This is a genomic window from Azospirillum thermophilum (assembly GCF_003130795.1).
Classification (GTDB): Bacteria; Pseudomonadota; Alphaproteobacteria; order Azospirillales; family Azospirillaceae; genus Azospirillum; species Azospirillum thermophilum.
Genome location: NZ_CP029353.1, coordinates 1018386 through 1031251, shown reverse-complemented (window position 1 = coordinate 1031251; position 12866 = coordinate 1018386). Strand labels below are relative to the sequence as shown.

At 70.8% G+C, this 12866-nt stretch carries 12 protein-coding genes; 6 read left to right on the top strand and 6 right to left on the bottom strand.

What is annotated here, in order from left to right; genetic code table 11:
- Window positions 1-89 precede the first annotated feature (89 nt).
- Entirely contained in the window at window positions 90-1340 is a 1251-nt protein-coding gene (locus tag DEW08_RS10945) for an MFS transporter (RefSeq protein ID WP_109327072.1), read from the top strand.
- An 8-nt stretch (window positions 1341-1348) separates the two neighbouring features.
- Window positions 1349-1792, top strand: coding sequence for a hypothetical protein (locus tag DEW08_RS10940; protein ID WP_245986573.1), 444 nt, complete (start codon window positions 1349-1351; stop codon window positions 1790-1792).
- A gap of 142 nt (window positions 1793-1934) precedes the next feature.
- Here DEW08_RS10940 and phbB read toward each other — a convergent pair whose 3' ends face one another.
- The 3 genes from phbB to DEW08_RS10925 all read right to left on the bottom strand — a co-directional run bounded on the left by phbB (window position 1935) and on the right by DEW08_RS10925 (window position 5428).
- The gene (gene phbB / locus DEW08_RS10935; protein WP_109327063.1) at window positions 1935-2657 is read right to left on the bottom strand and encodes an acetoacetyl-CoA reductase; all 723 of its coding nucleotides are present in this window, start codon (window positions 2655-2657) and stop codon (window positions 1935-1937) included.
- Window positions 2658-2855: 198 nt separating this feature from the next.
- Entirely contained in the window at window positions 2856-4031 is a 1176-nt protein-coding gene (locus DEW08_RS10930; RefSeq protein ID WP_109327062.1) for an acetyl-CoA C-acetyltransferase, read from the bottom strand.
- A 113-nt stretch (window positions 4032-4144) separates the two neighbouring features.
- Complete coding sequence (locus tag DEW08_RS10925; RefSeq protein ID WP_109327061.1) at window positions 4145-5428, bottom strand: alpha/beta fold hydrolase; 1284 nt, start codon at window positions 5426-5428, stop codon at window positions 4145-4147.
- A gap of 592 nt (window positions 5429-6020) precedes the next feature.
- Between DEW08_RS10925 and phaR the strand changes: the two genes are divergently transcribed.
- Window positions 6021-6644 carry a polyhydroxyalkanoate synthesis repressor PhaR gene (phaR, locus tag DEW08_RS10920; protein WP_109327060.1) on the top strand — a complete coding sequence of 208 codons (624 nt, stop codon included), beginning with the start codon at window positions 6021-6023 and terminating at the stop codon, window positions 6642-6644.
- Window positions 6645-6763: 119 nt separating this feature from the next.
- Window positions 6764-6985 carry a hypothetical protein gene (locus DEW08_RS10915; RefSeq protein WP_109327059.1) on the top strand — a complete coding sequence of 74 codons (222 nt, stop codon included), beginning with the start codon at window positions 6764-6766 and terminating at the stop codon, window positions 6983-6985.
- Window positions 6986-7016: 31 nt separating this feature from the next.
- On the opposite strand, the gene DEW08_RS10910 is transcribed toward DEW08_RS10915, so the two are convergent.
- From DEW08_RS10910 to DEW08_RS10900, 3 genes are all read right to left on the bottom strand, one after another.
- Window positions 7017-8183, bottom strand: coding sequence for a glutathionylspermidine synthase family protein (locus DEW08_RS10910; RefSeq protein WP_109327058.1), 1167 nt, complete (start codon window positions 8181-8183; stop codon window positions 7017-7019).
- Between the two features lie 252 nt (window positions 8184-8435).
- A complete protein-coding gene (locus tag DEW08_RS10905) occupies window positions 8436-8798 on the bottom strand; it encodes a hypothetical protein (RefSeq protein ID WP_245986572.1) in 363 nt (120 codons plus the stop codon).
- A 451-nt stretch (window positions 8799-9249) separates the two neighbouring features.
- Window positions 9250-10788: a S10 family peptidase gene (locus DEW08_RS10900; protein ID WP_109327055.1), complete on the bottom strand. Its 1539-nt coding sequence runs from the start codon at window positions 10786-10788 to the stop codon at window positions 9250-9252.
- A 243-nt stretch (window positions 10789-11031) separates the two neighbouring features.
- Between DEW08_RS10900 and DEW08_RS10895 the strand changes: the two genes are divergently transcribed.
- The gene (locus DEW08_RS10895; protein WP_109327054.1) at window positions 11032-12084 is read left to right on the top strand and encodes an ABC transporter ATP-binding protein; all 1053 of its coding nucleotides are present in this window, start codon (window positions 11032-11034) and stop codon (window positions 12082-12084) included.
- A gap of 84 nt (window positions 12085-12168) precedes the next feature.
- Window positions 12169-12858, top strand: a complete 690-nt coding sequence (locus DEW08_RS10890) for an orotate phosphoribosyltransferase (RefSeq protein ID WP_109327050.1) — start codon at window positions 12169-12171, stop codon at window positions 12856-12858.
- Window positions 12859-12866 lie beyond the last annotated feature (8 nt).

Sequence of the window (12866 nt, the reverse complement as noted above, 5' to 3'; positions counted from 1 at the left end):
ATTATGAATTTGATGAAGGGCGGTTGCGGGCCTAAGGTCTGACACGGGCGCCCACGGACGATCCGCGGCGCAAACCAAGGGAGGACCTCGTGACAACCACCAGCCCGCAGCCGGGCGGCGCCGCATCCTGGCGCACGCCCGCCGTCATCGTCGCCTGCGGTTGCCTGATCTCGATGCTCGCCTTCGGCCCGAGATCGAGCATGGGTCTGTTCATCGGTCCGCTGTCCGAGGCGCATGGCTGGGGCCGCGACGTCTTCGCCCTGGCCATGGCGATCCAGAATCTGCTGTGGGGCGTCGGCGGTCCCTTCGCCGGCGCGCTGACCGACCGCTTCGGCCCCGGTCCCGTCCTGGCGGGGGGCGGCCTGCTCTACGCGCTCGGCCTCGTCCTCATGCCCTATGCCGACAGCAGCCTGATGCTGCACCTGTCGGCCGGCGTGCTGATCGGGCTCGGGCTGTCGGGCGCCTCCTTCGGCGTGGTGATCGCCGCCTTCAGCCGCATGCTGCCGCCGGAGAAGCGCTCCTGGTCGGTGGGCATCGCCACCGCCGCCGGGTCGATGGGCCAGTTCCTCTTCGCGCCGATGGGCCAGGCCTTCCTCGCCGCCTTCGGCTGGCAGAGCGCCCTGCTGATCCTCGGCGGCACCATGCTGATGGTTCCCGTGCTGGCGGCCGGCCTCGGCGGCGCCCGCGGCCATCACAACGCCCCGCCGGTGACCGGCGCCAACATCGGCTTCCTCGCCGCGATCCGTCAGGCCTTCCAGCACCGCAGCTATGTCCTGCTGGTCTCCGGCTTCTTCGTCTGCGGCTTCCAGCTCGCCTTCATCACCACGCACCTGCCGCCCTACCTGACGGAAGCCGGCATCAGCCCGTCGCTCGCCGCCTGGGCGCTGGCGCTGATCGGCCTGTTCAACATCGTCGGCTCCTACGCGTCGGGCGTGCTGTCGGGCAAGTACAGCAAGCGCTACCTGCTGTGCGCCAACTACTTCCTGCGCGGCCTGTCCACCGCCATCTTCATCCTGGTGCCGATCACGCCCGTCTCGGTGCTGCTCTACGCCGCGGTCATGGGCATCCTGTGGCTGTCCACCGTGCCGCCGACCTCCGGCCTCGTCGCCCTGATGTTCGGCACGCGCTACATGGGCATGCTCTACGGCTTCGCCTTCTTCAGCCATCAGGTCGGCGGCTTCCTCGGCGTCTGGCTGGGCGGCGTGCTCTACGAGAAGACCGGCTCCTACGACGTGGTGTGGTGGCTGGGCGTGGCGCTCGCCATGTTCGCGACCATCGTCCACTGGCCGATCGCCGAGAAGCCGGCCCCGTCCCTGGCCGCGGCCGAAGCGAAGGCGTAAGCTGTCCCATGAACGACCGTCCGCCGCCCTCCCCCATGTCCGACATGCCGCCGCCGGCCCCCTCCACCGGCGGCGGGATCGGCCACGGCTTCGCCCTGGCGCTGGGCGCGGTGGTGCTGGCGGTGTGGGCGGCGATGATGACGGTCTCGGTCCGGCAGGCGGCGCTGCCCGACGACACGGAGGGTCTGGTGCTCGCCGTCTTCCGCCCCGGCACCCCGGACGACGAGGCCTTCGGCGCCATGGTCCGCGCCGGCGGCGAGCCGGTCCGCGCGACCTGGCTCGGCTTCGCCTGGGTCGCCCGCGGACGCGAGGCCGGCTTCGTCGGCCGGCTGAAGTCCGAAGGTGCGCTCGGCGCGCTCGGCGAAATCCCCCTCGGCCCGACGCTCGGCGGCTGCTCGGCCGAGCCGGTGGACAGCAGCAAGATGGCCTCGGTGCGGCTCCAGCCGCAATAATGGGGAGCGCGGCTCCAGCCGCAGTAATGGGGGGACGGCTCCAGCCGCAATAGCGGGCCGGCCTCCACGAAAAAGCCCCTCCCCCGGTACCGGGAGAGGGGCCGGTCTCGGCGAACGGGCGGCCGGGCCGCCCCTTCCGGGATCAGTACATGTGCTGGCCGCCGTTGACCGACAGGGTCGAGCCGGTCATGAAGCCGTTGTCGTCGTCGACGAGGTACAGCACCGCCTTGGCGATCTCCTCGGCGCGGCCCAGGCGGCCGACCGGGATGCGGGCGACGATCTTCTCCAGCACGTTGGCCGGCACCGCGCGCACCATGTCGGTGTCGATGTAGCCGGGGGCGATGGCGTTGACCGTGATGCCCTTGGCGGCGCTCTCCTGCGCCAGCGCCTTGGTGAAGCCGTGGATGCCCGACTTCGCCGCGGCATAGTTGACCTGGCCGTACTGGCCGGCCTGGCCGTTCACCGAACCGATGTTGACGATGCGGCCGAACCCGCGCTCGCGCATCCCCTCGATGACGTTGCGGCACATGTTGAAGCAGGAGGACAGGTTGGTGTGGATCACCTTCTCCCACTGCTCGTAGCTCATGCGGTGCATGACGCCGTCACGGGTGATGCCCGCGTTGTTGATCAGCACCTCGACCGGACCCAGGTCGGCCTCGATCTTCGCGATGCCCTCCTTGCAGGCGTCGAAGTCGGAGACGTCGAACTTGTAGGCCGGAATGCCGGTCCGCTCCGAGAACTCGCGCGCGGCGTCGTCATTCCCGCCATAGTTGGCGGCCACCTTGTAACCGGCATTCTTCAGGGCGACGCAGATAGCCTCACCGATGCCGCGGGTACCACCGGTGACGACTGCAACTCGTGCCATGTTTTTCTCCCCAGGTTGATTGCTGTTATGCGCTGTTCGCTTTTTATCGACGCACTTTATTGGGCCTGTAAGCCATCGGGCTTGCGGCCGTCGGGCCTGTAAGGCCACCCCGCGGCGGGAGCCGGCCGCACCGACCGGTCACCCCGCCCCCGGGACAAAGGGGCCGCGTCGCCCGAAGGCTGGCGGCCCGCCGGTTGGTCAGCCGCGCTCCACGCAGAGGGCGATGCCCATGCCGCCGCCGATGCAGAGCGTGGCGAGGCCCTTCTTGGCGTCGCGGCGGCCCATCTCGTACAGCAGCGTGGTCAGGACGCGGGCGCCCGACGCACCGACCGGGTGGCCGAGCGCGATGGCGCCGCCATTCACGTTCACCTTGCTGGTATCCCAGCCCAGGTCCTTGTTGACGGCCAGCGCCTGGGCGGCGAAGGCCTCGTTCGCCTCGATCAGGTCGAGATCGTCCACGCTCCAGCCCGCCTTCTCCAGCGCGAGGCGGGAGGCCGGAATCGGGCCGGTGCCCATGACCGCCGGATCGACGCCGGCCGTGGCCCAGGACACGATGCGCGCCAGCGGGGTGATGCCGCGCTTGGCCGCGTTCTCCGCCGTCATCAGCACCAGGGCGGCGGCACCGTCGTTGATGCCGGACGCGTTGCCGGCGGTCACCGTGCCGTCCTTCGAGAAGGCCGGGCGCAGCTTCGCCAGCGTCTCCGGCGTGGTGCCGTGCTTGGGGTACTCGTCGGTGTCGACGACGGTGTCGCCCTTGCGGCCCTTGATGGTGACCGGGACGATCTCGTCCTTGAAGCGGCCGGCCTTCTGGGCGGCCTCGGCCTTCTGCTGCGAGGCCGCGGCGAAGGCATCCTGCTCGTCGCGGGTCAGCTGCCACTTCTGGGCGACGTTCTCGGCGGTCGTGCCCATGTGATAGCCCTGGAAGGCGTCCCACAGGCCGTCCTTCAGCATGCTGTCGAGCATCTCCGCAGCGCCCATCTTGACGCCGCCGCGCAGATACATGACGTGCGGCGCCATGCTCATGCTCTCCTGGCCGCCGACGACCATCACCTCGGCGTCGCCGTTGCGGATCGCCTGGTAGCCGAGCGCCACCGCGCGCAGGCCCGAGCCGCAGAGCTGGTTGATGCCGAAGGCGGTCTTCTCGACCGGGATGCCGGCGTTCACCGCCGCCTGGCGGGCCGGGTTCTGCCCCTGACCGGCGGTCAGGATCTGGCCCATGATGACCTCGGTGACCTCGGCCGCGTCGGTCTTCGCGCGGTTCAGCGCCTCCCGGATGGCGACCTCGCCCAGCACATGGGCCGGAACGGAGCCGAACGCCCCGTTAAAGCTGCCGATGGGCGTACGCGCCGCACTGGCAATAACAACCTCGGTCATGGGTAACGCTCCTCGTATGCGACAGTTTTATTATCGTGTCGGGGGTGGCGCTGGAAAGTTCCTCACCTTAAGGCCTGCACCGGGACCAATGCAAGGCACCCTGAGGGGAGCGGCTAACCTGTCGCAGCCAGCCATTTGGCTAGGGGAAGCCAGACGGCAGTTTCGGCGCCGGCGCTGACCACCATCCCAATATGCCCCAAAGGAGGCACGATCATTTGCGAATGAAGTAACTCCTCTGCCAGCGCCGCGGCCGAGGCCGGCGGGACGATGCGGTCGCGCTCCGGCACCATCACCAGCGACGGGACGCGGACCGCCGCCGGCTCCACCGGCAGGCCGGCCACCAGCCAGTTGCGCCGGACCGTGTCGTTGCGCCCGTACCAGCCGGCCAGCGCGTCGCGCGCCACCCCGGCGACCAGCGGCACCCCGTCGTTCAACCAGTCCTCCAGCGCCACGAAGGCGAGAGCCGCGCGGCTGTCCGGCGCCATGCGCGAGAACTGCGTGAACTTCTTCAGCGCCAGCAGCGGATCGAGCTGGGCGAACAGCGCCTGCAGCGCATCCACCGGCAGCTCCCCCCAGGCCTCGACCGCCGGGCCGAAGGGCTGGAGGAAGGCGGCGACCCGCCGCGCCATGGCGGCGTCCTCGGCATGGAAGTCCCAGGGCGTCGCCAGCAGCCCCAGCCGCGACACCGCGTCGGGCCGGCGCTGCGCCAGCGCCAGCGCCAGCAGCCCGCCCATGCAGTAGCCGACCACCGGAACCGGGCGGCCGACCGACTGAACCAGCGCGTCCAGCGCCCGTTCCAGCCGCCCGGCGATATAGTCCGTCAGGGTATAGCGGCGCTCCAGCGGGCCCGGCGTCCCCCAGTCGATCAGGAAGGGGCGCAGGCCCTGCCCGGCCATCCAGCGCATCAGGCTCTTGTCGGCCGACAGGTCGAGGATGTAGTGCCGGTTGACCAGCGACGGCACGAACAGCACCGGCACCGCGTCGCGGCCGGCTGCGGCCCCGCCCTGCGGCAGCCCGCTGTCGAGCTGCCCGTAATCCAGCAGCCCGTAATCCAGCAGCCGCGTCCCGCCCTCCTGCCAGACGACGGGCGGATCGGCCAGGGCGCGCCGGTAGGGATGGTGGCGATAGCGTTCGATCCCCGTCAGCACGGCGTCGAGCCGGCGGCGGACCTCCCGGTCAACCGCCCTTTGCAGGCCGGCCTCGTCGGCCTGCCGGGCGAGGCGCCGCATCTCCTCCGCCCGCTGCGCCAGCTCCGCCTTCCAGGGAAGCGAGCCGTTCCTCCAGAGCGGCAATACGGCCAAGGAGCCGAGCAAGCTCCCCACCGCCATCGTCAGGTGCTGCGCCAGCGGCCGCGGCCCCAGGCGCGGCAAGACCGGACCGGCCGCCGGGCCTGTCATGGCCGCCCCCTTCGCCGGGCGGCGGCGGTGGCGGCGGCGGCGGCGGCGGCGGCGGGGTCTGGTCGGTCTGCTGGGGCCTGGGTGGGCTCGGCCATGGGGCGGTCCGGGGCGGCGGGGATTGCGGCTGGCTCGGGGGCCGGTTCGGGGGCGGTTCCTGGAACGGGCCGGACGGGCCGGGGCGCGCGTCCCATCCCGTGCCGGGCGTCCCCATCATGGCGAAGCCGCCGGGACCGAGCAGGAAGGGGGCGAGGCCGGCGGCGCCCTGCCCCATCATCCGGAAGGCGCGCGCCATCATGTCCGCCGTCTCGGGATCGGCGCAGGTCGCCGTCCACTGTTCCTGCCAGAGGTCGAGATAACGGCGGGCGAGCGCTTCCAGGGAGGGGATCTCGGAGTCGGACGGTTCGGCCATGGCTCTCAATATAGGGGGCTGCGGCCGGGCTTGACCAGAGCCGCGTCGCCGGCCGAAAACCCGTTGGATTCCAACGGACCCCCGGTCCTTTCGCGGCGCGGCACTGGACAAGCCGCCGCTGGTTCGAGTAGTGCTTATAGCGCAAACATTTCCGCCGTATGACCCTTCTTGAAAGAATCAGCGATGGCCGACAAGGAAGATCAGAAGTCCGCTCCGATCACGATCAAGAAGTACGCCAACCGGCGGCTCTACAACACCGCGACCAGCAGTTATGTCACGCTCGACCACCTTTGCCAGATGGTGAAGGACGGGCTGGACTTCGTCGTCTATGACGCCAAGACCGGCGAGGACATCACCCGGTCGGTCCTGACCCAGATCATCGTCGAGGAGGAAAGCAAAGGTCAGAACCTGCTGCCGATCAGCTTCCTGCGGCAACTGATCAGCTTCTACGGCGACAACATGCAGTGGGTGGTGCCCCGCTACCTCGAATATTCGATGCAGTCCTTCGCCCGCAATCAGGAGCAGATGCGCGATTACTTCCAGAACACGCTGGGCGGGATGTTCCCCTTCGGCCGGCTGGAGGAGGTCGGCAAGCAGAACATGGCGATGTTCGAGCGGGCGATGCGCATGTTCACCCCGTTCGGCGCCGCCGGCGAGGAGGGTGAGGCCGCCCGTCCGGCTCCCGCCGCCGGCACCGCGACGCCGGCCGGCGCCTCCCACACCTATGACGAGCTGCAGAAGCAGATCGACGAGCTGCAGAAGCAGATCGCCACGATCGCCAAATCGGGCAAGCCCGAGACCAAGTGACGCAGCCCGGCCGGCCCCCTCACCGGACGGGCCGGTCCGCCACCGGGGAGCGCCCCGCAGGGTGCCGATTCTCCCGCCCGGCTGTTGTCGCAGCAGAACGGCCACGGGAGGACCGACCCATGAAATGCGAACTGACCGTCTCCGTCGCGCTGGACGTCGCCGACACCAAGGACACCGCCCGGCTCGAGGAGTCCCTGCGCAACTGGCTGCGCCAGCAGCCCGGCGTGCAGGCCGTCACCACCCGGGCGGCGACGGAAGGCTGCAACACCAGCGTCTGGCGCGCGGCGCGCAAGCAGGCCTTCGGCCCGGCGCTGAAGCATCCCTTCTCGCCGCTGCGCTGACGCCGCGCCGGGATCCGCCCCGCGGCGGGCGTCAGCCGCGGAACAGGTGCGGGACCATCGCCGACTCCGGGCCGACGCGCGGATCGGCCGATTCCCGCACCGCCATCCCCAGGCACTTGTCGCCGACGATCCAGGCGTGCAGGACGGCATGGACGTCGTCCTGCACGAAGCCCTGCGGCGTCTCCATCCACAGGCTGCCGGCGTTCGGCAGCGGTACGGCGCTGTCCGACAGGAGGACGCCGCGCTCCGTCATGCGCTGCGGCGCGAGGTCGAGGCCGAACAGCGCCCGCGTCGTCACCGCGTCGCACCCCTCCACCGCCGAGGGGTCGAGCCCGGCGCGGCAGAGGTTCGGGTGGCGCGGATAGAGCTGCCACAGGACGGACAGCAGCGCGTGGTTGGACCACAGCCAGCACCACAGCGGGGCCAGCATGCTCATGCCGCCGGCGCGCAGCCGCTGCAGGAAGCCGTCCTCCGCCAGCCCGTCCCACGGATAGACCTTGGCCAGCCAGGAGATCGGCTGCCCCTCGTCGTCGAGGAAGCGGCGGCCGTCCCAGCCGATGCTCTGCAGCGGCAGCAGGTGCGTGTCGATGCCCGCCTCCGCCGCCGTGCCGGCGAGGTAGACCAGCTCCCCCTCCCGCTGGGGGTCGGGGGTGGCGCAGGTCAGGTGGACGCGGGCGCGCGCCGGCAGGCCGCCGGCCAGCTCCTCCCAGCGCTCGACCAGCGCCTCGTGCAGGCCGTTGAACTGGTTGGCGTCCGACGCCTGCGCCTCGCGCCAGTTGCGCTGGATGATCGCGGCGCCGAACAGCCCTTCCGGCGTGTCGTAGTTGCAGCCGACCAGCTTCAGGCTGTCGCGCCCGTCATAGGCCAGCGTCAGCCGCCCGACCAGGCTGCCGGCGCGCTGGTTCAGCCGCCCGGCCGACCAGTAGTCGGACCAGGAGGCGTCGAGCAGCCGGGCCGCCTCGCCGCGGATGCCCAGCATCGCGAACAGCTTGCCGTCGACGACGGACCGCACGGCCTCGTTGATCATGGCGTGCAGTTCGTCGGCGACGCTCTCGATCAGGTCGATCTGCGTCGCCGTGAACTCGTAGCGCACATCCTCCCGCCACAGCGCCCCCGCCGGCATGGCCCGCACGCCGAAGGGATATTTGCGCAGTCCCGGACGCCAGTCGGCGCGCGGGGTCGTGGTCACGCGCAGCATGCCGAACCCTTCGCCCGACGTTACGCCACGGACGAGGCGACGCCGCCGGCGGCGCGCGGAACGCGGGGAATGGCGAAGAGCTGCGGGCTGGTCACGGGCTTCTCCAGTGGGGAATCGGGTCGGCGGCGGATGATCACCACGCAGTCGTGGGAAAGCAACCGCGGAGGCGGTTGTTTACTCCGCACGGGCACGGGGCGCCATATGGCAACCGTCGAATACGCCGGATGTCCCAGCCGGACCGGATCGGCCCCCTCAGCTCAGGGGCACCGAGGGGTGACGCCCGAGCGACCGCATGGCGAGCGCCGCCAGCCGGCCGCGGCGCATGCGCAGCCCCTTCCCGCCCGCCCGCCGGAGTACCCCCGACGACGGCGGCGCGTAGAGGATCGGGGTCGCCGCCTCGATGCGCCGCAGGCGCTGCGCCGACAGGACGACGCGCAGGACCTCCTCCTCCGAAATCCGCCGGCCGGCGCCGCGGGAGGCGAGATCCGCCGTTTCCCGCAGTGCCGCGAGCCGGCCCGTCGCCCCGGTCAGCCGCTTGGCCTTTGCCGTGAGCGCAGCTTCTTCATAAAGAGCGAGGACAAGCGTCCTCAACCCGGCCTCCATCCGAATGGACATGGCACGCGCTCCGGAGATTCGTTGTGTGTGTAGAAGCGATTATCCGTGCGCAACCGACGCCGAACCATGGCTCCCAAGGTGGTACCACCTTGCGCCGCGGCGCGTGGTGCCGCAATGCCACATGACTTTCGGCTGATGTTTGAAAAATGTCCCTGGCGTCGCGCCCAAGCTGCCGTTCCGCCGCGCGGCCACGGGCGTTTCAGCCTGCCCTTGTTCCCCCCGGCGGTGGCGGCTACTCTCGGTTCCGCCACCGCCCGATCCATGACCTTGCAGTCCGCGCGCTCCTGCCGCGGTGCGGCCTGTGCCGTACCCGGATTGTGCAGCCCTTGCACAAGCCACGCCTGCGAACGATCTTAGCAAGCCTCTGATCCGAAACGGAAATCGGCCGGATTGTGCATTGTGCGCCCGGAATGCTCTGCACGACGGGCACAGCGCGGCCCGGACCGTCCGGTCACCGCGGGCTGGCGGACTCCACCAGGGCGCGGGCATCGGCGGCGAGGCCGGCACGGCCTTCGGGGCGGGTGTACATCATGTGGCCGCCCTCATGGACGGTCACCCGGATGCGGTCGCCCTGCCCCTCCGGCAGCTCCAGGCGGTTGGCGATCCAGCGCGAGGCCATGTAGGGGGTGATCAGGTCGGTGCGTCCGTGGGCGATGACCACGCGCATCGACGGCTGCAGCGTCATCGCGGTCTGCAGCGCGTCCTGGGCGTTGGGCACCGACATGCGCGGCCATTCCCAGGCGCGGTTCACCCGGTCGCTGAGAAGCTGGTAGGCGGCCTCCGACCGCACGCCCAGCTCCTCCCCGGCATAGGCGGCGAAGGCGGTGGTGTAGGTGGGGATGGTCCCCTTCAGGAAGACGTCGAAGGGCAGGCGCGCCGCGCCGGGATCGGGATCGGGGCCGGTGAAGGTGCCGTCATAGATGCTGGCGACCCGGCCGCGCTCGCGCAGCAGCTCGCGGACATAGACCGAGGCGGGAACCCGCCCGCGGTGGCGGGTGACGAGATCGGCCGGCAGGCCGGTGACCCGCGCCACCTCGGCGAAGAAGTCCCTGGCCGGCTCCAGCCGCCGGTAGTCGAGCCCGGCCAGCCCGGTGAGGTAGCCGCCCAGCGCATAGCGCTCCGCCGCCGCCGCGGCCTCCTCCGGCTTGCCGGGGGCGAGGCCGTGGGCCGCCGCGGTCGCCGCCATGCTCGGCAGCTTCAGTGCCGGTCCCAGCACGCCGTCCTCGTCGATGGTGGCGAAGTCGACCACGGGGGAGACCATGATCAGGCCGTTGACCGCCACCCCGGTGCGGCCGATCAGCTCCTCCGCCATCCTGGCGACGCGGAAGCCGCCATAGCTCTCGCCCGCCAGGAACTTGGGCGAGGACCAGCGGCCGTTGCGCACCAGCCAGAGGCGGACCACCTCGGCCATGGCGCGGGTGTCGCCCTCGACCGACCAGAAGCGCTTCTCGGCGTCCCCGTCGGTCTTGACCGCGCGGCTGAAGCCGGTGCCCACCGGGTCGACGAAGACGAGATCGGTGAAGGCCAGCCAGCTGTCCGGGTTGTCGAGCAGCGGGGCCGGCGGCGGGGCGAGCGCGCCGTCGGGGCCGAAGCCGACGACCCGCGGCCCGGCCGCGCCGAGATGCATGTAGGCCGAGGCGGCGCCCGGCCCGCCGTTGAAGACGAAGGTGACCGGCCGCTTCCCCTTCTCCGCGGCGTCGACGGTGTAGGTCACCGTGAAGATGCGGGCCGCCAGCTCCTCCTTGGGGCCCTGGCGCAGCGGCAGGAACTCCGCCGTCGCGGTGTAGGCGAGCGGCCCGGCCGGCAGGGCCAGCGTGTGGCGGGTGACGCTGCGCTGCGGGTCGAAGGCCGGCTCCTGCCCCTCCGCCCGCTCCGGCCGGGCCTCCGGCTTCGCCTCGCCGCGGCCGTGCTCCTGCGCCGAGACGACCGCCGGCGGGGCGAGGAGCAGCGGCAGCGCGAAGGCCAGGGGAAGAAGACGGTGCTGTGGCATGATGGCTCCTCGGCCGGGAAAAACGGACCGACCGCATATTGCGGCGCTTGCGCCCGGCGGCAACCCTCGACGGATGGCCGGACCGGGCGGCCCGATCGGGCGGCCCGATCGGAAGCACGCCGCGGGGCGTGCCTGATTTCACGCCGCCTTCTTATCTTTGTCATGGTCTTGCGCCATGATCCGCCCTCTTCGCCTTCCCCGCCCGGCCGACCGCCGGGCGTCCCGCCCCGGAACCCTGCTGCCATGGCAAACCTGACGATCGACGACCTGCATGTCCGCCTCGGCGGCACCGACATCCTGACGGGGATCTCCGCCCGATTCGGGCAGGGGGAGATCGTCGCCCTGCTCGGCCGGTCGGGCAGCGGCAAGACCACGCTGCTGCGCGCCATCGCCGGGCTGGAGGAGCCGTCGCAGGGCCGCATCGTCATCGGCGATGCGCCGGTCTTCGACCGGGCGGCGGGGGTGAACGTGCCGTCGGAGCGGCGCGGCCTGGGTCTGGTCTTCCAGAGCTACGCGCTGTGGCCCCACAAGACGGTGTTCGAGAACGTGGCCTACGGGCTGCACCTGCGCCGGGTGCCGAAGGCCGAGGTGGCGGAGCGGGTGGCGGCGGTGCTGGAGGGGGTCGGGCTCGGCCATCTCGGCGACCGCCATCCGCATCAGATGTCGGGCGGCCAGCAGCAGCGCGTGGCGCTCGCCCGCGCGCTGGTCTACAACCCGCCGGTCATCCTGCTGGACGAGCCGCTGTCCAACCTCGACGCCAAGCTGCGGGAGGAGGCGCGCATCTGGATCCGCGGGCTGATCAAGCGGATGAACCTGACCGCCGTCTTCGTCACCCACGACCAGGTCGAGGCGATGGCGATCGCCGACCGCATCGTCCTCCTCGACGGCGGCCGCATCGTCCAGGCCGGCACGCCGGAAGAGCTCTATACCGAGCCGGCGACCCTCTTCGCCTCCGAATTCATGGGGGCCAACAACCTCGTGCGGGGCCGGGTGCAGGAGCAGCGCGACGGCTATGTCCGCATCGACCTGTCCGGCTTCCCGCTGTGGGGCAGGGACCGCGGCGGCAAGGCGGTGGCGGAGGAGGCGACCGGCGTCATCCGGCTGGAGCAGGTCGCCGTCGCCGACGGGGCCGGCGACAACCGCGTGAAGGCGGAGCTGGAGACCTCGGTCTATCTCGGCAGCCAGTGGGAGCATGTCTTCCGCTGCGGCGACCTCACCCTGCGGGCCTTCGGCCGGCCGCTGGCGCCGGGAACCCACTGGCTCCACCTGCCGCCGGAGCAGCTCTGGGTGTTCTGAAAACGGGGTGCGGCGGCATTGCGATTCGGCCCCTGCCCGGCTACACAGGGGGCCATATTCTCGACGTCTCTGCCGGAGCAGCCCATGACCACCGCCGCCCTCCCCGATCAGGCCACCATCGCCGCCACCGCGGCCAAGATCCTGCTGGAGATCAAGGCGCTGCACTTCAATGCGGAGACGCCCTTCATCTTCACCTCGGGCTGGGCGAGCCCGGTCTACACCGACTGCCGCCGCATCGTCTCCTTCCCGCGCGCCCGCAAGGCGCTGATGGACTTCGCCGTCGCCACCATCGAGCGCGAGGTCGGCTACGAGGCGATCGATGCGGTGGCGGGCGGCGAGACCGCCGGCATCCCCTTCGCCGCCTGGATCGCCGACCGGCTCGAACTGCCGATGCAGTATGTCCGCAAGAAGCCGAAGGGCTTCGGCCGCAATGCCCAGATCGAGGGCGTGCTGACCGAGGGGCAGCGCGTCCTGCTGGTCGAGGATCTGGCGACCGACGGCAAGAGCAAGGAGAACTTCGTCACCGCGCTGCGCAACGGCGGCGCCCAGGTGACCGACACCTTCGTGATCTTCCACTACGGCATCTTCCCGCAGTCCAAGACCAACATGGAGGCCATCGGCGTGCGGCTGCACGCGCTGTGCACCTGGTGGGACGTGCTGAAGGTGGCGCGCGAGAACCGCTATTTCGACGAGAAGACCCTCTCGGAGGTCGAGAAGTTCCTGCACGACCCGGTCGGCTGGTCCTCGGCCCACGGCGGCAAGTCCAGCATGTGACGGCCGGG